This window comes from Sandaracinaceae bacterium, assembly GCA_020633055.1.
Taxonomy (GTDB): Bacteria; Myxococcota_A; Polyangia; order Polyangiales; family Houyiibacteriaceae; genus JADJJE01.
On sequence record JACKEJ010000015.1, the window covers coordinates 55,308 to 78,593 of the forward strand.

Sequence of the window (23,286 nt, forward strand, 5' to 3'; positions counted from 1 at the left end):
GAGAGCGGTCACAGGCGCCCCTCCACCCACGAGATCTTGCGGTCGATGTCGCCGCTGCCGTCCTCCGACGCCGCCGCCTCCGTGAGCGCGTGGACCAAGATGGTGCCGTCACGCACGTCGAGCGAGATGGTGCCGGGGGTGATGGTGATGGTGTTGGCGTGGATCGCGAGCCCCACTGGGGTCCGCTGGCTCGCGGGCACGCGGATGAGGTGCGGTTGGATACGCAGGCGCGGGCTCAGCACCACGCGCGCCATCTGCAGGTTCGCCATGACGATCTCGCGCACGAGCCACGGGATGAAGACCAGCACCCGCAGCGTCAGCTCGAAGGGGGCGCCTTCCCGGTCCATCAGGTCCAGCCTCCGCATGATCGCGACGGTGGCCGCCACCGACACAGCCCCGCAGAGCACGATGAGCGGCTCGAAGTGCCAGGAGAGCAGCACCCACAGCACGCTGAAAGCGACGACGACGACGACGGTCCGGAGCATGGTGCGCGCGGAACATAGCAGCTTTCGTGGGGTGCGCCCCCGGCGGCGCAGGCGGTCTCCCCTCAGAGGTCGGCGGCGGGCTCGAAGCCGTGCGGCAGCGGCTCGCGCGCATTGCGCATGAAGGCGGGGATGCCGCCCTGCCCCACCCGGCACGCGAGCACGCCGCCCACGATGGCGCAGGTGGTGTCGCGGTCCCCGAGGGCGCTGACGGTCGCCCACATGGCCTCGAGGAAGTCGTCGGGGTGCTGGCACACCAGCCACGTACACAGCGGCACCGTGTCGGCCGCGGTGACCCCGGAGCCGTTGCCCAGACGCTGGGCGGCGAGGGTGACGCTGCGCTCGCCGAGGGTCTGGCGCGCCTCCTCGATGCCATCCCGCACGATGGAGGCAGGGGTGTGCGAAAGGACGTGGGCCATGAACGCGCGAGGGTCGAACGCCTCCCCGCGCGTCTGCGTCATGAAGCTGGCAGCCGCCGCCACCGCGATGGCGCCAGCGCGCCCCTCCGGGTGGGCGTGGGTCACCAGCGCGCTCTGCTCCGCCTCGTGACGGCAACGCGCATCGTCGCCCGCGAAGTACGCGCCGAGTGGTGGTACACGCATGGCCGCCCCATTGCCGAAGGAGCCCACCCCGCGAAACAGGGCGCGCCCCGCCTCGCGCCAGTCGTCCCCCGCGCGCAGGCGCTCGAAGAGGCGCTTGGCCCCCGGTCCGTAGGCGCGCATGGGGTCGTAGCGGCTCAACAGGCGCCGCGCGAGCGCGTCGCCATCCACCGAGCCGAAGTCGCGGAGCACGTCCACCACCGAGAGCGCCGTCTCCGTGTCGTCCGTGTAGCGCCAGGGCGCGGGAGGCAGCGTGCGCTCGTCGATGGCGCGCTGCAGCGCGTCGTGCGGCATGAAGAAGCGCTCCCCGAACGCGTCGCCGACCGAGAGCCCGGCCAGGGCGACCAGCGCCCGCTCGAGGGGCGCCGTCACGCGGGGACCCCCGAGCCAAGGCGGTGCGCGTTCATGCGTTGTCAGGATGGCGCCGCGCGTGAAGCGGTGTCAATGGTGTCAGGCCGTCGCGATGGTGCGCCCCGCCACACGGCCCGTGAGCACGCAGCCGCCCAGGAACGTGCCCTCGAGCGAGCCGCGGCCGTGGATGCCACCGCCGCCGAAGCCCGCGGCCTCGCCCGCGGCGTACAGGCCGGGGATGACCGTCCCGTCGGCGCGCAGGACGCGGCCGCGCAGGTCCGTCTGGATGCCGCCCAGGCTCTTGCGCGCCAGGATGAACGAGCGCACGGCGATGAGCGGGCCAGCTTTGGGGTCCAGGATCTTCTGGTACTTGCACGTGCGGATCTTGTCGCCGCGGTAGGTGCGGAAGTTCATCAGGTGGCGCAGCTGCTCGTCGTTGAAGAACGAAGGGCCACGGTCGATCTGGTCATCGTACGCGCCGATGTCGCGGCGCATGGCCCCGAGGTCCACGCGGTGCCCGTACAGGCCGCGCTCGTTCATCTTGTCCACCAGGGCGGGGAGAGTCTTGGCCTCGACGAAGTCGTCGGGACACTCCCGCAGCAGGCGGGCGACGAGCTCACGATTGCCGGTGATCAGGTCACGCACCAGCATGGCCTTGTTCTTCTCGAAGAAGGCCGTCATGTACGAGCAGCCCGAGACGCCCAGCTCGCGGATGGCGATCTTGTAGTTCATCACGATCCACGCGTACTGCCCCGGCTCCTTGAGCACGCTCTCCACCAAGTGACGCGTGTCCGTGTACGAGACGAGCGGGCGTGGGTTCATGATGCGCTCGCCGTGCGCGTTCATCCACAGACCCGAGCGCGGCGGCACCAAGCTGAGCCCATCGTCCGGGCGGCTCTTGCGCGGGTGGTGCACCCCGGCCGCGTAGTGCCACTGCTTGTCGAGGTGCGTGACGTTCGCGCCGTGACGCGCGACCTCGTCGTGCAGCATTCCGTCGCCGTAGATGTGCGCACCGTTGAGGAGCTTCGCCGGCGGCTCGCCCCAGGGCTTGTACCAGTTGTTGCGCAGCTTGCTCAGGTCCCCGCCGCAGATGCCACCCGAGGCGATGACCACGTGCTCGGCCGTCGCGCGGAAGGTGCGCCCGCGCGAGTCGGTGCCGTGCAGCCCCGTCGCCTTGCCGTCCTGCACGTCCAGTCCCGAGACGGTGTGCTCGAAGCGCAGCGTGAGGTTGCTGCGGCGTGGGTGTCCCTCGAGGGCTGCCACCACACGCGCGATGATCTCGTGCCCCGTGCCCCACGCGATGTGCCAGCGCGGGATGGTGTTCCCGGGCTTGTTCAGGCCCCGCTCGGGCCAGTTCACCACGGGCAGGAACTCCACCTTGGCCTTGTCCAAAAAGCGGAAGATGTACTCGTCCGAGTTCTCGCAGTAGAAGCGGGCCCACGCGCGCGGCAGGTCGTCGTCGGGGCCGAACTCGGCGTAGCTCTCCCAGTCGCTGTACGCCAGCTCCGGGGTGTCGCGGAGTCCGAGCTTGCGCTGGTGCGAGGTGTCGACGAGGTGCACCCCTCCGAAGGACTCCTTGGCCAGACCGCCGAGCTTGGACGCGACGTCGCGGTCGAGCACCAGCACCTTCAGCCCCTTGTCCAGCAGCTCGTGGGCGGTCACGAGGCCTGCGAGGCCACCGCCAGCGATGACGACGTCGGATGCGTAGTTGATCTCTTCGGGCATGCACGCTTCTCCCGCGCCGAGGCGCGTCGAATTGAACCTGGCGTCACGTCTAGATGGTTCGACCGAGGCTCGTCAAGCGCTGCCGAAAAGTGTTGTGTCGCCCACAACCGACACTGTACAGTCATACAGCAACAATGCAGCCACGGTGATGACACGACGCGCATGGGTCACGTTGGTGTCCGCACCAGGCGGCAGACGCGAGACGCACGAACTGGGCTTGGCCACCACCTGCACGTTGGAGGACTTTGGGATGATGCACAGACGACTAACACTCGCATGGGCGCTGGGAGCCGCGCTCGGCGTGCTCACGCTCGGCAGCTCCGCCAGCGCGCAGTGCGGCAACGGAGTCATCGACACCGGAATGGGCGAAACCTGCGACGACGGCGGGATGGCGCCGGGCGACGGTTGTTCGGCCGCATGTACGGTGGAGACCGGTTGGGGCTGCGTGCCCAGCCTCTTCGCGACCGGCGTGAACGACGCGGGCGCGGCGCTGCCCATGGGCGATGTCGATCCCCACTGGACGTGGTCGCAGACCGACGACCCCCTGACGGGCGTCCCGGCCATCGCCACGCGCAACGTCGCCTGGCCGATTCATGCGCCCGGACAGTGGGTCGCCCCCTCCGTGAACTTCGGCAACGAGCTGACCACCGGCATCAACACCTTCTGGTTCCAGGAAGTGAACATCCCGGCGGCCTTCGCGGGCGCGCTCACGTTCCCGATCGTCGTGTCCTGCGACAACATCTGCGAGGTGTTCGTGAACGGCACGTCGTTCGGCGGCCACAACTCGTTCCTCTCGACCAACAGCATCAACATCCCCGCCAGCGCGTTCGTGGCGGGCGCCAACCTGGTGACGGTACGCCTCGAGGAGGGGATGCCGGGCACGCCGCGCGGCATCCTGATCTACCCCGGCGGCGGCGGCATCCTGAGCCAGTGCACGGAGCAGTGCATGATGGACTCCGAATGCGACGACGGGAACGACTGCACGGTGGACACCTGCCTGCTGAACGCGTGCACGAACTCACCGGAGCCGCTGGGCACCGCCTGCGGCAGCGGTGGCGCGTGCAATGGCTCACTCATCACCCCCGCATGCGAGACGTGCGTGGACTCGTCGGCGATGGGCATCGACGGGGGCTGCAACATGGCGACCCCGCACTGTCGCACGACGGGCAACGGCGCCCCCGCGTGTGAGGCGTGCTTGGACACGGACATGGGCTCGGGCACGGACCTCGGCTGCTTGGCGGCCAGCCCGTACTGCCTCGCCGGACCGGGTGGCAACCTGTGCGCGGTGTGCATCGGCGACGCGGACTGCGACGACGGCAACCCCTGCACCACCGACAGCTGTAGCGGCAACAACTGCCAGAACACCACCGTGGCCGAAGGCGCGACGGGCGACTGCACGGGCGGCGACGTCTGCTCCGGCGCGCCCAGCAACGTGTGCGTGGCCTGCACGGACAACACGGCGATGGGCACGGACGCCGGGTGCACGGGCGCCGCGCCGCACTGTCGTGAGACGGGCCTCGGCTCGCCGACGTGTGAGGTCTGCCTCGACACCAGCCTGGGGACCGACCTGGGCTGCAGCTCGGGCGCGCCGTTCTGCGTCGCCGGCCTCGGCGGCAACATGTGCGTCGGCTGCCTCTCGGCGGCGGACTGCAGCGACGGCAACGACTGCACCGCGGACGTGTGCGCTGCCGGAATCTGCCTCAACCCGGCCATCGGCCCCGGCGCCACCTGCACGGCCGGCGTCTGCGACGGTGCGGGGGTCTGTGAAGGATGCTTGGACAACGGCGGCGGCACCGACACCGGCTGCACGGCGGCGTCCCCGAACTGCATCGGCGCGAGCGGCTCGCGCCAGTGCGTCGAGTGTGTGAACGCGGGCGACTGCGACGACAGCGTCGCGTGCACGACGGACGCTTGCGTCACCAACAACTGCGTGAACACGTCGGTCGCCGTCGGCAACGTGGGCGGCTGCACGGGTGGCGACGTGTGCTCCGGTCCCTCCAGCGACATGTGCGTGGCCTGCGCGGACACGGACACGGGCAACACGGGCACCGACGCGGGCTGCATGGCCGCGGCGCCGTTCTGCGACAGCGTGGGCGGCGTCTCGTGCGAGGTCTGCGTCGACGCAGGCGCGGGCACCGACCCCGGCTGCGACGTGGCGACCCCCAACTGCGTCGTCGGCATGGGCGGCGCCAACGAGTGCGTCAGCTGCACGCTGAACACCGACTGCGACGACGGCAACGAGTGCACGGACGACGTGTGCGGGGCCGGCATGTGCACCAACCCCGCCGTGACCGAGTTCACCACCTGCTCGACGGGCGTCTGCACGGCAGCGTCCATGTGCGCCGCGGTGCAGGTGACCATCACCTCGCCGGTGGACCAGAGCGTGTCCAACGACAACATGCCCACCCTGACCGGCACGGGCACGCCGGGCGCGACCATCGAGCTCAGCCTCAACGCGGGCGGGCCGCTCACGACGACGGTGGACGCCTCGGGCAACTGGTCGCTGACGCTCTCGTCGCCGCTCGACGACGGGGGCTACGGCCTGCTCGCGATCATCAACGTCGCCCTGCTCAGCGACACGGACATGGTGAACTTCGCCATCGACACGGTGACCGAGGTGGCCATCGTGTCGCCCGCGGATGGCACCACGTCGCTCGACTCGACCCCGCTCATCCAGGGCACGGGCGAGCCAGGCGCGACGATCGTCGTCAGCGTCGACGGCACGGCGCTCTCGCCGGTCACGGTGAACGGCTCCGGCATGTGGATGGTCAACGTTCCGTCCGCGCTCTCGAACGACATCCACACCATCGAGGCGGACGCCACGGACCTGGTTGGGAACACGGCCTCGACCTCGTCGACCTTCACGGTCGCGGCGGACACGTTCATCTCCATCAGTGAGCCGGACGACGGAATCGTCACCCGCGACAACACGCCGACGATCGGCGGCAACGCCCAACCCGGTGCGTCGGTGGTCGTGACCACGCTGGTCGCGGGCACGCCGACCACCATCGGGTCGGCGATCACGGACGGCGCTGGGTTCTGGTCGTTCGACGTGCTGACCCCGCTACCGGACGCCATGTACATCATCACCGCGACGGCGACCGACCTCTTGAACGCGATGGCTTCGGACTCGTCGACGTTCACCGTGGACACCGTGACCGCCGTCACGATCGTCAGCGTCGACCCGCTCACGGGCGTCATCGGCGGCACGGGCGAGCCCGGCGCGACGGTGGTGGTCTCCGTGGACGGAACGCAGGTGGGCACGACGCTCGTCGCGGTCGATGGCTCGTGGCAGGTGGACGCGGACTCGCTCAGCGTCGGTCAGCACACCATCACCGCGGACGCGACCGACGTCCCCGGCAACACGGCCAGCGACAGCACGACGCTGACGGTCACGCCGAACGATGGCGGCACGCCCGACATGGGGATGTCGCCAGACGGTGGCGGCGTCGTCACGACGACGGGTGGCGTGTCGGGTGGCGCCCTGTGTGCGACGCAGGCGCCCTCCGGCGCGAGCTGGCCGGGCATCGGCGGGCTGCTGCTCGTCGGGCTCGCGCTCGTCACGCGTCGTCGCAAGCGCTGAACGGCGCCACCGGCGCGCGTCGCCGAGGAGGGCATCCTCGCGAACGAACTGAACGGAGCCGCCCCTCGGGGCGGCTCTCTTCGTTCTGGGTACCCCCGTGGCGGGCTTGACGGCCGCGTGGGCGGGACAACACTGCGCGGCGCTCGGCACGCACGTACGGCGAGCCACAGGAGCCCATGACGCGTCACCTGACCCTGGCCACCATCGCCTTCGCGCTGCTCGGGTTGTTCTTCGCGAGCTACGCCACCTACGACTTCGCGAGCCACCTGGACCGACAGGTCCACGGCATCCACTGCTCGTTCCTGCCTGGGGTCGAGGCCGCCGGCACGGAGAGCAGCGGATGCCAGGTGACGCTCATGAGCCGCTACTCGTCCGTGTTCCGCACGCAGCTGTGGGGCGGCATCCCCATCTCGCTGCCGGGCATGGCGCTCTTCGCGTTCCTCGCGTTCTGGGGCGGCTATCTGGCCCTCACGGGGCGGCATTCCGAGCGCACGGCCACCGCCGTCACCCTCGGCGCGTGGGCGCTCCCGCTGCTGACCAGCTGCGTCATGGGCTATCTCGCGCTGGTGGAGCTCGACGCGGCCTGCAAGCTCTGCATCGGCATCTACACCAGCAGCGCGCTCGGGTTCGCGGCGGCCGCTGCGCTGGTGTGGGCGGCACGGAAGGTCGCGAACGCCCCCGCTCAGACCCTCGCCGCCGATGCGACCGCAGTCGATCGCCCCGTGGGGTTCACGGGGTCGGCCGACACGACCATCTCGGACGACGGAAGCTCGACGGCGGCGCCCGCCCTCAGGCGCGAAGGTGGACTCCGCAGCGTGGCGTTCGCGCTCCCCGTGGCTGGCGCGTTCATGACGCTCCCCATCGCTGGCTACGTAGCCGCGATGCCTGACTACAGCGCCTACGAAGGTGGATGCGGTGAGCTGGCACACCCCGAAGCACCAGACGACCTCTGGGTTCCCCTCGGCGGCTCGTCGACGGGGCACCCGGCCATCGAGGTGCTCGACCCTCTCTGTCCTTCCTGCAAGGGGCTGGAAGCACGCCTGACGGCGTCCGGGTTGGACGCACAGCTGGATCGCCGCGCGGTGCTCTTCCCGTTGGACGACAGCTGCAACTGGATGGTCACTCGCGCAGTGCACCCGGGAGCGTGCGCGGTCTCCGAAGCGATGCTGTGCGAACCCGAGCAGGCGCGGGCCGTGCTGGGCTGGGCGTTCGAACACCAGGAAGAGATCACGGCCGCCGAGCAAGCGCACGAAGGCGCGGCCGCGCGCATGGTGTCGGAGCAGTTCCCCAGCGTGCGGCGGTGCGTGGGGTCCACGCGCGTGCGCCAGCGGCTCAACCGCGGGCTGCGCTGGGCGGTGTCCAACCAGATCCCGGTGCTGACGCCGCAACTGTTCGTGGACGGCCGCAAGGTGTGCAACGAGGACACCGACCTGGGGCTCGAGTACACGCTCACGCAGATGTTGACGACGCCGACGAGCGCGGCGGGAGGTGCCCCGTGAAGCAACCCATCGTGTTGGCCACGGGCGCGCTGCTGTTGCTCGTCGCCACGGCCCTGCCCTTCGCCTGGGTGAAGCAGGCCGGCGCGCGCCTCGCGCAGCTGGAGGTGACCGCTGCGCCCCCCACGGCCGCCGTCGCCGAGGCCGCGAACGCAGCGTACTGCACGCCCGAGCTGAAGGCCGTCCTGCGGCGCGTGCTGCAGAGCTGCGGTCTGTTGGAGGCGGGCGGCGTGCGCGGCTGTCAGCCAGCCGACGCGCGACAGGTGGCCAGCCTGGCGGGCGCCGACTTCAACGCGCTGTTCCTGCCGATGGCGGAGCGCGCGGGCGTCATCCAGTTCGACCAGAACGACGGCGCGCTGGACAGCGCCGACCAGGCCCTGGTGGACCGCATCTTCGCGGATCAGCGCGGCGCCAGCTACTTCTTCGTGGTGGCGCGCTCGTCGCCCGAGGGCAGCGTGCGCTACAACCGGCAGCTCAGCGAAGCGCGGGCGAACGCCGTGCTCGAGCACCTGCGCGCGAACTACCAAGACCCCGACCTCGACCGCGAGGTGGGCCTGCTGTGGCTGGGTGAGGAGTTCGCGCAGCTGGACCAGCAGTTCTGCGCCTGGCAGCGTTCCGGTGGCCAGACGCAGTGCCGCACCGCGGACCTCAACCGCAGCGCGTTCGTCGCGTGGATCGACTGCCAGCTATGACCCGCTCCTTCGTACGCCTCACGCTGTCCTGTCTCATCGCGCTGTCGTGCGCGCTCGGGTGCGGCGAGTCCCCTTCGGTCGACACAGCACCTCCGACGCGCTTCGAGTCCGTCTCGGACACCCACGAGGACATCGACGCGGTGCTCGCCGACGTGTGCGACGTGGCCCACGCGGACGGCAGCGCACCCCCGTGGTCCTGGCCCGAGCTGGACGAGCTGCCCGCGCCCAACCCCGAGCAGTGGACGTGGGTGAACGTGTGGGCCACCTGGTGCCGCCCGTGCGTCGAGGAGATGCCCATCTTGCAGCGCTCCCTCACGAGCGGCCCCATCGCGCTGCGCTTCCTCTCGGCGGACACCACGGACTCGGCGGTCGCGGAGTTCCGCGGCGCCCACGCGTTCAGCGCGCCTTCACCCCGGCTGAGTGATCCGGGCGCGTTGCGGCAGGTGCTCGCGGGCGCCGGATACGAAGGCACGGGGAGCTTGCCCGTGCACATCTTGGTCGACCCGGCCGGGCACGTGCGCTGCGTGCGAGCAGGCGCCGTGGAGGCCCGCCACGTGGAGCGCATCCTCGGCGCGCTCGGACAGCGCCGCGCGCCGACAATTCGCTAGCAGCGTATCCTCCTGCCATGCGCCACATCACCTGCCGGTGTCGCGAGGTAGAGCCCTACGACAGCACGCACGACCTCGAGCGCCGCATCGCACCACCCCGGGAGGACGCGCGCTACGCGACGCTGGAGCGCGTGGACGCGCTGACCATTCGGTGCCGCAGCTGCGGGCGGACCTGGGCTGGCGAGCCCCTGGTGGGAGGCGGGGTGTACGGCGACACGCTCTGGCGCTCCCAGGAGCCGCCCGAGCCCTGATGGAGACCCAATCAGAATCATGGTGAGGGGTCGCGCGCGGCGTGTACTATGTAGACTTCCCCCTAGGCCCGAGCGAGACCGATGACCACCCCCAGCCTCGACGAGCTCACGCAGTTCGGCGTCTGCCCTGCGGACGAGCACCAGCACCCGTTCGACGCCAGTGACCCCACCTGGAACGAGTCCATCTTCTACGACTGGTACACGGACGACGGGGGGATCGCGGGGCACGTGCGGCTGGGGCTGATGCCCGGTCAGGAGCGTGTGTGGCTGTGGATCTACCTCTTCGACGGAACGCGCTGGGTCGCGGTGGACGAAGCCCGCTTGCCGCTCTCGCGCTTCGACTGGGACACGTTCACCTACGACGCACACGGGCTGCGCTTCGAGCGCGAGGTGGTGCAGGAGCTGCTGCACAACCGCGTCCAGGCGAGCGCCTTCGGGCGTGTCATCGCGGGCCCCGACGTGGGGCGCGTGCTGCCGGTCTCGCTCGCGCTCGACGTGTTCGGCATCGGCGCCTGTCACAGCGTGGGCGACACGGGCGTCTCGGGGCACTCGCACGGTGAGCTGAGCGCGTCCCGCTTCGAGCAGCCCACGCGGGTGACGGGGCACTTCACCATCGGCGACGAGCGCTTCGAGGTGGACGGGCGCGGCGAGCGCGACCACAGCTGGGGCCCGCGCATGTGGAACATGGAGTGGCGCTTCCTGGTCCTGAACGGCGAACGCTACCGGCGCCAGGCGGTGGCCGTGTCGTTCGGCGACGGCGAGCCCGACGAGGACGCGCTGATGGTGGGATACTCGAGCGACGAGAGCGGGACGGCCGACCTCGACCAGGTGCGCTTCACGCTGCGCTACACGGACGACGCGCAGCAGCCCTACGAGGGCCGCGTGGACGCGCGCTACGAAGACGGGGCCACCCTTGCGGGCACCCTCGTGTGCGTGAGCGCCGCGGAGATCGACGCGTCGCATACGTTCTCACCACCGCAGCCCTCACGCTACCAGCGCGCGCTGGTGCGCTTCACGCCGGACGACGGCGGCCCGCCCTGCCTCGGGTGGCTCGAGATCAACCGCTTCCTGCAGCCGCTGGTGTTCGAGGACGAGGCGTGAGCGCTCCTCACTGCCGGCGCATCGCCGAGACCGCCGGGCTGCCGGTGGGCGGCAAGGTCGAGGGGCTGCGCAGGCTGCTCGAGCTGGGTCTGCCGAGCGCGCCCGCGTTCGCTGTGATCGGGGCGCGTGGGCCCGTGGACGACGTCATCTTCGAGCAGGTGCTCCACCACTACGCCGAGCTGGGCGCTGGCGCCGTCGCCGTGCGCTCCTCGGCGCTGGGTGAGGACTCGGAGGAGGCGTCGTTCGCGGGGCAGTACGACACCATCCTGAACGTGTCGGGCGCCGACGCGCTGCGCGCGGCCATCGACGCGTGCCTGGCCAGCGCCGACAACGAGCGGGCACGCGCGTATCGTGCGGCGCGTACCGAGGGTGCGTCGGCGGAGGGGAGCGTCGAGGTGCGCGACGACGGCGACGTGCACATGACGGTGGTGGTGCAGCGCATGGTCGACGCGCAGGCCGCAGGCGTGCTCTTCACGGCCGATCCCGTCAGCGGGCGCCGTGACTGGCTGGTGATCGACGCGGTGCGCGGGCTGGGGGACGCGCTGGTGAGCGGCGAGGTCACGCCCGACCACGCGGTGCTGGACCCCTCGTCGCGTGTCGTCGCCTACGAGCGCGCGGGGGAGAGCGCCATCCTTCCCGATGACACGCTGCGCGCGCTGGCCGAGCACGCGCGCACGGCGGCGGCGCGCATGGGCGTACCGCTGGACCTCGAGTGGGCTATCGACCAAGCGGGCCAGGTGGTGTTCCTGCAGGCGCGGCCCATCACGCACCTGGCGGCCGACCCCCGCGCCCTCGACGTCATCCAGGCGCCCAGCGACTACTACACGAAGTGCAACATCGGCGAGATGATGCCGGGCGCCATCACGCCCCTGTCGCGCTCGCTCACCGCGCGCGGCATCGAGGTGGGTATGCAGCGCATGAACGTGCAGTGCGGCGCGCTGCCTGCCGAGTCCGAGGAGTTCCTGTACGTGGCGGTCTTCGGCGGCCACATGTTCCTGAACCTCACGGCCGTGCTGCGCATGAGCGGGCTGGTCGCGGGGTCCACCCCCGAGCAGGCCTGCTTGGCCATCTGTGGCCAGCGCGTGCCTGACGCCGAGAGCGCCCTGCCGCCGCCCGCGAGCGCGCTGGTGCAGTACCGGAACCTGCTGCGCTATGCGCGCTTCATCTTGAGAGCGGGCAAGCGCGTGCCCACCTTGCGGCGGTGCGTGGACGACCTGGCCCAGCTGGCGAAGGAGCTACCGCGCGAGCGGAGCGCCATGGCCATGTGGACGCGCATCGACGCGGCGCTGCCCGCGTGGTTCGACGCGTTCGAGCATCACCTGGCGTGCTCCGCGCCCGCAGGCGCCATGGCGCCCATCATGCTGCGCGTCACGGCCGAGCACGACCCCCCCGACGCGCACGACATCGCCCGCGTGGCCGAGCTGCTCAGCGGGGCACGCGACGTGGAGAGCGCCGACATCGCGGCGGGCATCGACCGCATCGTCGCGGCGCTGAGCGAGCAGCGTGGGGCTGCGGAACAGGTCTTGGCCGAGGAGCTCGACGCGGCGCTCGCGTGGCTGCGCAGTCCCGCGGCGGGGCACGCGGGCGCGCTGTTCCGCGCGTACCTGGAGCGCCACGGGCACCGCGCCGTGCGCGAGCTGGAGCTGCATCAGCGCGACTGGTCGGACGACCCGCTGCCGTTGGTGCGCTCCATCCGCAGCACGCTGCGGGCCCGCACGGACGGCGGTGCGGGGGCCGCTTCGCCGTCCCGTGGGGCGCGCGACTCGGCGGACGCGACGGGCACGTCGCACGGGGCGCGAGGCCGCGCGCAGCTCGGGGCCCCGCCAGCGCCAGGGCGCTCCCGCGGGCTCCGCATGCTGGTGGCCCGCGCGCACGACGCGGTGCGTCTGCGTGAGACCACCAAGTCGCTGCTGGTGAAGTCCGGCCAGCACCTCAAGCACGCGTATCGCATCCTGGGCGCGGCGCTCTCGCGCGAGGGACTCCTGCCCGACGAGGACGCGGTGTTCTTCCTGACGCACCAGGAGTTGCGCCGCTGCCTCGACGGGGACCGCACCCTTCAGGCCCTCGCGGTGGCCCGACGCAAGACCTACGCCTACCAGATGGACCTGGTGTTCGAGGAGATCTTCGTGGGCCGCGGCGAGCCCGTGCGCCCCGTGTTCGACGCGGGTGACGGCGTGGTGCTGGGCAAGCCGGTCAGCGTGGGCGTGGCGCGCGGTCGCGCGCGCGTGGTGCGCACCCTCGAAGAGGCCAGCGCGGTGGAGGCCGGCGAGATCCTGATCGCGCCCATCACGGACGTGGGCTGGACGCCGTACTTCGGGCTCCTGGGCGGGCTTGCCACCGACGTGGGCAGCGCCGTCTCCCACGGCGCCGTCGTCGCGCGCGAGTACGGCGTGCCGTGCATCGTGGGCACCCAGGTGGGCACGCGCATGTTCCGCACGGGCGACCGCGTGGAGCTGGACGGCAGCACGGGGCGCCTGCGCTTGCTGGGCGCGGACGAATAGCGCGACCGCTCGTTCTTCGTACGCGGGCGCGACGCTTCGTCTACCCTGCGCGCATGCCGACGCTCGCTTTCTCCGACCCCAAGACCAACCTCGACGCCTGGGCCGCGCGCCTCCAGATCAGCCGTGAGGCGGTGGAGGTGTACGCCACGAGCGACGTCATCGACCTGCACATCGACTCGTTCATCTGGACGCGCATCTTCGGCTACGACCTCTCCAAGCGGCATGGCGGGGGCGTGCTGGGCCGTCACTTCTACAGCCACTGCGACTTCCCGCGCGCCATGGAGGCGGGGCTCACCGGCGGCGTCTGGCTGATCACCACCAACCCGTTCTTGCCGGCCAAGGTGCGTCGCGACCTGTTCTTCCGGAACCTGCGGCGCTTCGAGGGGGAGTTCGAGAAGCACCCGGACGTGTTTCGCATCGTGCGCACCACCGCGCAGTATCGCGAGGCGCGCGCCGCCGGGCTGCACGGGGTGTTCTTGGGCGTGCAGGGGGGCAACTGCCTCGACTACGACCTGCGCGACTTCGACCGTCTCGACCCGCAGCACGTGCTGCGCATCACGCTGGTGCACCTGTCCAACTCGAGCCTGGGCGGCACCAGCTCGCCCGCGTCACGCCTCGGCGGAAGCGACGACGGACTGACCAACCGCGGGCGCGAGTACATCGAGGTGCTCAACGAGAAGAAGATCTTCGTGGACCTCGCGCACATCAGCCGACGGGGCTTCTTCGACGCCGTGGCGGTGCACGACAAGACGCAGCCGCTGATGGTCACGCACACGGGCATCGCGGGCGTGTACGAGCACTGGCGCAACCTCACGGACGCCCAGGTGCGCGCCGTGGCCGACACTGGCGGCTGCGTGGGCGTCATGTTCCAGAGCGGCTTCCTGGCCAAGCGCGGCGCGAGCGTCGAGACCATCGTCGACCACATCGCGCACATCATCGACATCGCCGGCGAGGACGTGCCGGCCATCGGGACCGACTACGACGGGGCCATCTCGCCGCCGCCCGAGCTGCCCACCATCGTCGAGCTCCCGCGCGTGGCCGACGCCATGCTGCGCCGCGGGTGGTCGGCCGAGCGCGTGCAGAAGATCCTCGGCGGCAACTTCCTGAACGTGGTGGAGCGCCTGCGCGGCTGAAGGCGTGGGCCGCCATCGTGGGGCCCTGCGCAGTAGCCCGACGACGGCGTCGTGGTGCGCGTCGTCGCGTAGCCTTTCGCCGTACGGATCACGCCCGCGACCAGGCGGGAGAGCGCCGCGGTCCATGGCCAGGGGTTGGTCATTCGCGCGAATGACGCTATGACGGGTGCGTCTCTCCGCGCTCGCCAGCGTTCATCCGTACGGCGCACGCGTGGATCCTCGAGACGCACATAGGCGCGTGTCGCGCCGTGAGTTCTCCTAGAAAGGTGAGAAATTGAGCCAGTTCACGCTCGAGATCGACTCCCCCCTCAGCCGCATTCCCCAGCGCACCACGCACAAGCCCGTGGTCGTCCTCAAGTTCGGCGGCACCACCGTCGGCTCCACACCGGATGAGGGGCGCATCAAGACCGCGCGCCTGCTCATCGCCGACTACCTCGAGCGCGGCCTGTTCGTGGTGCCCGTGTTCAGCGCCTTCCGGCGCGGCCGCAGCGGCTCGAGCGAGAAGGTCAGCATCACGGACCGCCTGCAGAGCTACGCGTCCATCATCGAAGGCGCCGACCGCTTCGAGGATGGCGTCGCCACGTTCCGGCGCCTGCTGCAGAGCCCGCACGAGGGCATGCTGCACGACCTCAAGCTGCAGGACGACCGGGAGCTGCGGGCCGAGCTCGACGGAGAGATCGATCACCTGGTGAAGACCGCGGCGCTGTGTTGCCGCGCGCACGAGAGCATCCCCAGCCTCGACGCCGAGCTGATCACCGGCGGGGAGCGCCTGGCCACGCGCATCCTCTCGGCGTACTTCAACCGCCTCCACGCCGACGGTCGCTTCCCGCTGCGCACGGCGCGCGTGACGGGCGCCGAGATGGGGCTCTTCACCGACAGCACGTTCCGCAACGCGTCCATCGACTGGAGCCGCGCCGTGGAGCACGCGCGCGAGGTGCTGCTGGGCAAGTACCTGGAGGCGGGCGTGCTGCCCATCGTGACGGGCTTCGACGGCATCTACGACCCAGACCAGGCCTTCGCCGGCATGATGCGCGACGACGCGCTCGAGCGCTCCGGCAGCCGCTTCTCGGGCGTGTACCGCACGGCCCTCGGGCGCGGAGGCTCGGACCTCACGGCCACGTTCCTGGGGCTGGCGCTCGGCGCGCAGTACGTGGGCTTCGTGAAGGAGACCCCGGGCGTGCTCTCGGGCGACGACATGCTCGTGGGCGAGTCCGCGCAGACCATCCCCGAGCTGGACTACGACCTGGCCACGGAGGCCGGCAACATCTACCCCAAGGCCGTCGAGCCGGTCCGCGCCGGCAAGGTGCCCGTGCACATCTTCGACCCACGCGCGCCAGAGCACTTCACCGCCATCCACGACGTCAGCCTGAGCGACGGCCTGTACCTCATCACGCACCCCGTGGCCTGCATCAACGTGCACGTGGGCGCCGTCCCCGACGAGCCCGGCGAGCTGGTGAAGCTGCTCGAGTACTTCGCGCGCTTCGGCCTCGACGTCGCCGAGGTGCGCCACCAACGCAGCGGCACCGACCTCATCGTGGAGGCCAACGAGCAAGAGGTCAGCCGCGCCATCGACGCCCTCGAGGTGGCGGGCTACCGACCGCAGCCGACGCACATCTGGTACCTGCGCGTCGTCGGCAACATCACGCCGCAGCTGTGCATGGCCTTCAACGAGTTCGTCAGCGAGTTCCACCCGCTCAGCTCCGCCAGCTTCCAGGTGGGCACCAAGGCGCTCACCGTCGCCTTCCCACGCAACCGCGTGGGCACCGAAGAGCGCGAAGAGGAGCGCATCCACGCGCTGGTGAAGCGCATCCACGACGAGCTGGTCGTCCCCAACCTGGGACGCAAGGTGTCGCTGCGGGCGTTCGGCGGGCAGGCGGTGGGGTAGCCCGGGTCGGCAACGCCAGACTCCGTGGGACACAGCGAGCACCCAGCCGGGAACCCCTCCCGACGCCCAATGTGACACCCCGAGATCACTGGGGGTTCTCGCGGTCACATTGTAAAATGCGTGTAAACTGCGCAGGAATTGCCTTGTTTTGAGCGCGATGGGGATCTGAGGGCTTGACCCCGGGACATGGGCACGTCACGTTTCGGGGGTTCGCTGGTAAATCTGTAAACAGCGAGCGAACTGACCCGCGCGAATCGACCCTGCCAAGGGCGGTAACAAACGGGCCCCACCCAAGGAGCAAGAAGCTGGTGTCCACCTCGACGCAATCCGCGCAGAGCCTGCTCGCGTCCCGCGAGCTCAACCACGTCGTCGTCCTCGGCGCGAACGGCACCATGGGCTTCGGCAGTGGTGTCCTCTTCACCCAGGCCGTCCCCCGCGTGACCTTCCTCGCCCGCACCAAGGAGAAGGCGGAGCAGGGCGTCGCCGCCGCGAAGGCCATGGTGCGCTCCAACACCGTGTCGCAGCGCGTCGACACCGGCAGCTACGACGACCTCGAGAAGGTCTGCGGCGAAGCCGACCTCATCTTCGAGGCGGTCACCGAGCAGCTGCCCCTCAAGCAGGAGTTCTTCGCCCGCGTGGACGCCGCGCGCCGCCCGGACTCCATCGTGGCCACCGTCACCAGCGGCCTCAGCATCAACACGCTGGCCGAGGGCCGCAGCGAGTCGTTCCGCAAGAACTTCCTCGGCCTGCACTTCTTCAACCCGCCCAACGTCATCGTCGGCACCGAGCTGATCGCCAGCAAGGACACCGACCCGGGCCTGCTCGACTTCATCGAGGTCTACTCGGAGAAGAAGCTCGGCCGCACCATGATCCGCACGCACGACACGGCGGGCTTCGCCGGCAACCGCGTGGGCTTCAAGGTCCTCAACGAGTGCGCCATCTTGGCCGAGCAGCACGGCCCCGCGCTGGTCGACAAGATCGTCGGGCCCTACACCGGCCGCGCCCTCACGCCGCTGGCCACCGTGGACCTCGTCGGCTGGGACATCCACCGCGCCATCGTGGACAACATCGTCGCGCTCACCAAGGACGAGGCGCACGACACGCTCAAGCTGCCCAAGTACATGGCCGACCTGATGGATAAGGGCACGCTCGGCAACAAGAGCGGCCGCGGCTTCTTCATGCGCGACGGCAAGCGCAAGCTGGCGCTCATCCCCGGCACCGACCGCTACCAGCCGGTCGACGAGATCAAGCTGCCGGACCTCAGCTACATCGCGGAGATCGCGGAGCTGCACCGCATCGGCCGCTACGACGCCGCCATGGCCGCGTTCGTGGCCGCCAAGGGCCCCGAGGCCGACCTCGCCCGCAAGGTCATCTCTGGCTACATCAGCTACTCGTTCCACCGCGTGGGCGAGTGCACCGACACCATCACCGGCATCGACCTCATCATGGGTCAGGGCTTCAACTGGGCGCCGCCCAGCGTGCTGGTGGACACCATCGGCCTCGCCGAGACCATCGCCATGATCGAGAAGTCGGGCGTCCCCGTCCCGAGCATCCTCGCCAACGCGGCCCCCGGCACGCGCTTCTTCAACCACCCCACCATCAACGTCGGCAAGTTCTTCGTCGCCGGCTGATCGTCGGACCACCAGAAGAAAAGGAGAGCATCCACATGTCCAAAGAAGTTTACATCCTTGGTGGTTACCAGACCGACTTCGCCCGTAACTGGAGCAAGGAGCGCAAGCACTTCGTCGCGATGATCCGCGAGTCCGTGCAGGGCGCGCTGCGCGACGCGAAGGTGGCGCCGGAAGAGATCGAGAGCGGCCACGTCGGCAACTTCGCCGCGTCCCTCTACAGCAAGCAGGGCCACATCGGCGCGTTCTTCGTCGAGGCCGACCCCGCCTTCAGCGGCCTCCCCACGGGGCGCCACGAGGCGGCCTGCGCGTCGGGCAGCATCGCGCTCCTGGCCGCCAGCGCCGAGATCGAGGCCGGCCGCTACGACGTGCAGTGCGTCGTCGGCGTCGAGCAGATGAAGACTGTCAACGCCTCCGTCGGCGGCGACTTCCTCGGCACGGCGGCCTGGTACGAGCTCGAGGCCAAGGGCGTCGAGTTCCCGTTCCCCAAGCTCTTCGGCAAGCTCGGCGACGAGTACGACAAGCGCTACGGCCTCAAGGACGAGCACCTGGCCGAGATCAGCGCCATCAACTACGCGAACGGCAAGCTCAACCCCAACGCGCAGACCCGCACCTGGTACATGAACAAGGAGCACGCGCTGGGCGCGGACGAGTTCAACGGCGCCGTGGGCGGCCGCGTGAAGATCAGCGACTGCTCGCAGGTGACCGACGGCTCGGCCACCGTCATCCTCGCGTCGGCCGAGTTCGCCGCCAAGTGGGCCGCCCGCAACGGCGTGAAGCTCGAGAACATCCCCCGCATCAAGGGCTGGGGCCACAACACGGCGCGCATCCGCTTCGACGACAAGGTGCGCGAGAGCAAGGACGCGGAGTACGTGCTGCCGCACGTGCGCTCCACCATCCTCAACGCGCGCAAGCGCGCCGGCATCGCCGACGTGTCGGGCATCGACTGCATCGAGACGCACGACTGCTTCACCACCAGCGAGTACATGGCCATCGACCACTTCGGCCTGACCGCCCCCGGTGAGAGCTGGAAGGCCGTCGAGGACGGCACCATCGCGCTCGGCGGGCGCTGCCCCATCAACCCGAGCGGCGGCCTGATCGGCGCTGGTCACCCGGTGGGCGCCTCGGGCGTGCGCCAGGTGCTCGACGCCTACAAGCAGGTCACCGACACGGCCGGCGACTACCAGGTGGCAGGCGCCAAGAACGTGCAGACGCTCAACATCGGCGGCAGCGGCACCACCAGCGTCAGCTTCGTCGTCGGCGCCTGAGCCACGCGAGCAACCGCGCACGCACCGGCCCGTCCTGGCACCCCAGGGCGGGCCGTTCGCGTTCAGCCCGGGGCACCCCCACGGGTCGGCGAGCCCTGCTTCGAGATCGCCTCCTCACGCGCAGCCGCCTTGCGCGCGTCGCGCCGCCACAGCGCGCTCAGCGCGGCGCCGCCCACCAGCACGTAGAAGCCCTGCCACTCGAGCACGTGTGTGGTGTCGACGACGCTCATGAACGCGACGGGCAAGAGGGCCACCGTGACCCACGTCAGGCGCCGCTCCATGACCATGGTCATCGCGACGAAGAAGAACACGTAGACGCCCGAGCTCAGCGTGAGCGACTGCTGTGGCGTGGTGCCCAGCTGCCAGCACAGCGCCCACAGCACGCCCACCCCGCCCAGCGACGCAGACAGCAGCAGCAGCGCGCGGCGGTCGATCTGCGTCGTCATCAGCGTGTCCCGCACCAGCCACATGACCCCTCCGGAGAGGCTGAGCGTGACGGCGACCTCGAGCATCAGCAGTGGATGCGTGAGCGTGACCAGGCCCGAGCGCAGGAGCCAACCGCTGAGCAGGAACCAGAGGAACCAGCTGACGCTCACCGAGGCGGCGATGATGGACCGCACCCGCGCGTGCCGCAGGATGTCCTGGTTGCTGCCCAGGTCCTCGAGGGCCCTGCGCTCCCGCTCCTTCTCCATCGCGGCCGCGCGCAGCGCACGCACGCGCTGCCAGAGCGCATCGTCGCCCGCGGGCAACCGGTCCAGCGCCGCCGCCGCGCGCCGCCAGTCGTTGGCCCGGAGCGCGCGCTCCACCGCCAGGCGCGCCAGGTCGTCGAGGGCCGCGCGCGCCGCCGTGTTGCCGGGCCACGAGGACAGCGCCTCCTCGAGCCCGAAGCGACACTCGCTCTCGACGCGCCGCGCCACCGAGGGACGCAGCGCCTTTCCGTCGCGCTCCTCGCGCAGCAGCGACAGGCGCGTCAGCGCCGCCGCGAGGATGGCGTTGGACTCGCGGTGCTGCACGAACGCACGCACCGCGAGGCGCAGCTCGTCGGCGGACGCGTAGCGGTCGTCGACGGCGCGGGCCATGGCCTTGTGCAGGATGGCGCGCAGCTCGGACGGGACCGCGTCGTCGTAAGGAGCGGGCTCGGCGGCGAAGGCGGCGGACATCACCTCGTCCACCGAGTCGCCACGGTTCGGGGGGCGCCCCGTGACGATGCGGTGCACGAGCGCGCCGAGCAGGAACACATCGGTTCGCGGTCCCATGGCGCCGCCGAGACCAGCCGCCTGCTCGGGTGACAGATAGGCCGGCGTCCCCACGATGGTGCGGATGTCCACCGTGCGGGGGATCCACGGGTCGGCGTCTTCGTCGAAGCTGGCGGCCACCCCCCAGTCCAGCAGGTAGACCTCGCCGTGGTGCCCGACCATCACGTTGTCGGGCTTCAAGTCCAGGTGGACGATGTGCCGCGAGTGCGCGAAGTGCACCGCCCGACAGACACGCTCGAGGATGTCGAGGTGGAACGTGAGGCGGTCGCGCATGCCGAACTCCGCAGCGAGCGCGTCGTCGTCGAGCAGGGCGCGCCACGAGAGACCCTCCACCCGCTTCATGACCAGCTGCGGGTGGCCGCGGTCGCTGCACAGCTCGTGCACCGGGAGGATGTTGGGGTGCTCCAGCTGCGCCCCGATCCACGCCTCACGCAGGAACGAGAGCAGCGCGCCGTCGCCCTCCGAGCGCGCCGCCCCCAGCGCGCGCTTGACGGCCACCTGGCGGCGCAGCGTGGTCTGCAGGCCGACGCGCACCACGCCCATGCCGCCCGCGCCCAGCAGCTCGCCCGGGACGACGCCCCCCTCGTGCGGGGCGCCGATGTGAGCGAACGGGTCTTCGTGGGTCACGGCGAGCTCACGCTCCCGCGGGCTGCGTAGGACGCCCACCGTGCTCAGCGTCGCGTCGTCGCTGCGGCTCACGTCGGCTCCTCCGTGCCGGCGGGCGCGTCCGCTGCACCGTCTGCCTGCGGATGCCACCACAGGTACGCCAACCCCGCGCCGCCGATCGGTCCGAGGGCCGCCGTGAAGTAGAAGACGTGCTGTGGCCAGCGGGCTGCGCCGAGCGCCAATCCCAGCATCAACAACGACCCCCACCACGTGCGAGGGTCCAGCACGACGGCCACCGCGAGCCCCGCCAGCACGTACACGGCGAACCCCAGCACGGCGGCTTGGTGCGGCGAGAGCCCGATGGCGAGCGCCCCGACCCACACCACCAGGATCTCGGCGAACGCCGCGAACACGATGGTCAGCGCGCGGCGGTTGACGGCGGTGGACGTGAGCGGGCGCCGACCCACCGACACGAGGACGGCCAAGAACAGCGAGAACGCGAGGCCCAGGTTGATGAGCAACGTAGTACCCGTCAGCGGGACCACCCCGAACCCGTCGAGCAGGCCCATGACGGTGTTCCACACGCTCCACGAGCCCCCGCCCGTGAGCGCGAGGCGGATGCGGATGGCGCGGTCGGTCTCGAGGCTCTCGTCGGCCGACAGCCGGCGCAGCTCGCGCTCCCGCTGCGCATCTTCTTCGGCAGCGCGCTCGAGCGCGGACAGCCTCTCGCGCAGGTCGTCGGTCAGCGTGGGGAAGTCCTCGAGGGCCGCGCGCGCGGCCAGCACGTCGAGGTCCTGCTCGGCCTGCTCCAGCCGCATGCGGGCCAAGGCCACCAGCCCCTCGTGCGCGCCCGGGCAGTCGGGCCACGACCGGAGCGCCTGCTGATACGCGAAACGACACGCGTCGAGCTGTCCCTCCACGCTCGCCTCGTCGCTGAGCGCCTGCATGGACGAGCGCCCCGCGTTCGAGATGCGCAAGAAGACGATCTCGTCGCGCAGCTTGTCGGCCCGCTCGGTGAGCGCCTGCGCGGGGCGATGATCCAAGAAGTCCTCGAGCGCGCGGCGGAACGCGTCGGCATCCGGGAAGCGGTCCGCCGGATCACGCGCGAGCGCGCGCTGCGCGATGCTGGCCAGCTCGGCGGGCACGTCCGCATCGAACGTCGGCGGCACCGCGCGGTGTGCGCTCACGAGCGCGAGCAACATCGACTGCTCGTGCGTACCCCGGTGCGGGGGCTGGCCCGTGATGATCTCGTGCAGCACCGCGCCCAGCAGGTACACGTCGGTCGCGGGCCCGAAGTCCGCCCCCCGCCCGAACACCTGCTCGGGCGACAGGTAGCCGAGCGTGCCGCAGATGTTGTCCACGCTGGCCGCGGGACGCACGAAGTCGGGCGCCAGCGCGGGGTCGAACGCCGCCGCCACGCCCCAGTCGAGCAGCACCACCTCGCCGTGCTCCCCGACCATGACGTTGTCGGGCTTGAGGTCCAGGTGCAGCACGCCGCGGCTGTGCGCGAAGTGCACCGCGCGGCAGACCTCGATCAGCACACGCAGCGGCTCGACGAAGCGCTCCTCGGGTGGCGCGTCGCGCGCCTCTTCCAGCAGCTCGCTCCACACGCGTCCGTCCACGCGCTTCATCACGATCAGCGGCGCGTCGCCCTCACGCGACAGCGTGTGGATGGGGAGCGTGTTGGGGTGATCGAGAGCGCCCGCCACCCAGGCCTCGTGCAGCATCGCGTGGTGCACGCCCTCGTCCGAGCCGCGGAACGGTCGCTTGACCGCGACCTCGCGCCGCAGGTGGTGCTGCACGGCCCGACGCACCTCGCCCATGCCGCCCTCGGCGATGAGCCCGCCGACCGACACGAGCCCCTCCGGAGCGTCGTGGATGGCGAGGTCGCTGACCAGCGTGCGGCTGCGTCCCAGGGTGACGCCAGGCCGCGCGTCGAGGGTCTGCACGCCCAGGGTCTGGAAGCGCTCGGCCAGCTGCGGGTCGTCCGCGGCGAGCGTCGTCATGTCGACCGCCGCGTCCCTCACGGTCGGGACCAGGCCCGCGCGCGCCGTGGGCTCCGTCTCCCGCGCCAAAGGGCCTTCGCGCGGTCGCTCGGTGGACGAGGAGGTCATGCAGCGC

Annotated in this window: 16 protein-coding genes; 11 read left to right on the forward strand and 5 right to left on the reverse strand. The window is 70.6% G+C overall.

Going from position 1 to position 23,286, the window contains the following annotated elements:
• Nucleotides 1–8: 8 nt before the first annotated feature.
• From H6726_30180 to H6726_30190, 3 genes are all read right to left on the reverse strand, one after another.
• Complete coding sequence (locus H6726_30180) at nucleotides 9–485, reverse strand: Na+/H+ antiporter subunit E (protein MCB9661947.1); 477 nt, start codon at nucleotides 483–485, stop codon at nucleotides 9–11.
• 62 nt (nucleotides 486–547) lie between these two features.
• Nucleotides 548–1,453 (reverse strand): ADP-ribosylglycohydrolase family protein, encoded by a 906-nt coding sequence (locus H6726_30185; protein MCB9661948.1) that lies wholly within the window; start codon nucleotides 1,451–1,453, stop codon nucleotides 548–550.
• A 78-nt stretch (nucleotides 1,454–1,531) separates the two neighbouring features.
• Complete coding sequence (locus H6726_30190) at nucleotides 1,532–3,157, reverse strand: FAD-dependent oxidoreductase (protein ID MCB9661949.1); 1,626 nt, start codon at nucleotides 3,155–3,157, stop codon at nucleotides 1,532–1,534.
• Between the two features lie 148 nt (nucleotides 3,158–3,305).
• Between H6726_30190 and H6726_30195 the strand changes: the two genes are divergently transcribed.
• From H6726_30195 to H6726_30245, 11 genes are all read left to right on the forward strand, one after another.
• Complete coding sequence (locus H6726_30195) at nucleotides 3,306–6,740, forward strand: hypothetical protein (GenBank protein MCB9661950.1); 3,435 nt, start codon at nucleotides 3,306–3,308, stop codon at nucleotides 6,738–6,740.
• A 176-nt stretch (nucleotides 6,741–6,916) separates the two neighbouring features.
• Nucleotides 6,917–8,239, forward strand: a complete 1,323-nt coding sequence (locus H6726_30200) for a hypothetical protein (GenBank protein ID MCB9661951.1) — start codon at nucleotides 6,917–6,919, stop codon at nucleotides 8,237–8,239.
• Nucleotides 8,236–8,928, forward strand: a complete 693-nt coding sequence (locus tag H6726_30205; GenBank protein MCB9661952.1) for a hypothetical protein — start codon at nucleotides 8,236–8,238, stop codon at nucleotides 8,926–8,928. Before H6726_30200 ends, H6726_30205 begins: the two co-directional genes overlap by 4 nt.
• On the forward strand, nucleotides 8,925–9,536 hold the full coding sequence (locus H6726_30210) for a hypothetical protein (protein MCB9661953.1): 612 nt from the start codon (nucleotides 8,925–8,927) through the stop codon (nucleotides 9,534–9,536). Before H6726_30205 ends, H6726_30210 begins: the two co-directional genes overlap by 4 nt.
• Nucleotides 9,537–9,553: 17 nt before the next feature.
• Nucleotides 9,554–9,787 (forward strand): hypothetical protein, encoded by a 234-nt coding sequence (locus tag H6726_30215; protein ID MCB9661954.1) that lies wholly within the window; start codon nucleotides 9,554–9,556, stop codon nucleotides 9,785–9,787.
• Between the two features lie 81 nt (nucleotides 9,788–9,868).
• Nucleotides 9,869–10,888, forward strand: a complete 1,020-nt coding sequence (locus H6726_30220) for a hypothetical protein (protein MCB9661955.1) — start codon at nucleotides 9,869–9,871, stop codon at nucleotides 10,886–10,888.
• Nucleotides 10,885–13,389 carry a pyruvate, water dikinase gene (locus H6726_30225; protein ID MCB9661956.1) on the forward strand — a complete coding sequence of 835 codons (2,505 nt, stop codon included), beginning with the start codon at nucleotides 10,885–10,887 and terminating at the stop codon, nucleotides 13,387–13,389. Before H6726_30220 ends, H6726_30225 begins: the two co-directional genes overlap by 4 nt.
• A 53-nt stretch (nucleotides 13,390–13,442) precedes the next feature.
• Complete coding sequence (locus H6726_30230; protein MCB9661957.1) at nucleotides 13,443–14,522, forward strand: membrane dipeptidase; 1,080 nt, start codon at nucleotides 13,443–13,445, stop codon at nucleotides 14,520–14,522.
• A 274-nt stretch (nucleotides 14,523–14,796) separates the two neighbouring features.
• Nucleotides 14,797–16,407, forward strand: coding sequence for a hypothetical protein (locus H6726_30235; GenBank protein MCB9661958.1), 1,611 nt, complete (start codon nucleotides 14,797–14,799; stop codon nucleotides 16,405–16,407).
• Nucleotides 16,408–16,715: 308 nt separating this feature from the next.
• Nucleotides 16,716–18,038 (forward strand): 3-hydroxyacyl-CoA dehydrogenase family protein, encoded by a 1,323-nt coding sequence (locus H6726_30240; GenBank protein ID MCB9661959.1) that lies wholly within the window; start codon nucleotides 16,716–16,718, stop codon nucleotides 18,036–18,038.
• Between the two features lie 35 nt (nucleotides 18,039–18,073).
• Entirely contained in the window at nucleotides 18,074–19,303 is a 1,230-nt protein-coding gene (locus H6726_30245; protein MCB9661960.1) for a thiolase domain-containing protein, read from the forward strand.
• A gap of 62 nt (nucleotides 19,304–19,365) precedes the next feature.
• Here the strand turns inward: H6726_30245 and H6726_30250 are convergent, their stop codons facing one another.
• Both H6726_30250 and H6726_30255 read right to left on the reverse strand, forming a co-directional pair.
• Complete coding sequence (locus H6726_30250; GenBank protein ID MCB9661961.1) at nucleotides 19,366–21,258, reverse strand: serine/threonine protein kinase; 1,893 nt, start codon at nucleotides 21,256–21,258, stop codon at nucleotides 19,366–19,368.
• The gene (locus H6726_30255; protein MCB9661962.1) at nucleotides 21,255–23,279 is read right to left on the reverse strand and encodes a protein kinase; all 2,025 of its coding nucleotides are present in this window, start codon (nucleotides 23,277–23,279) and stop codon (nucleotides 21,255–21,257) included. Before H6726_30255 ends, H6726_30250 begins: the two co-directional genes overlap by 4 nt.
• Nucleotides 23,280–23,286 lie beyond the last annotated feature (7 nt).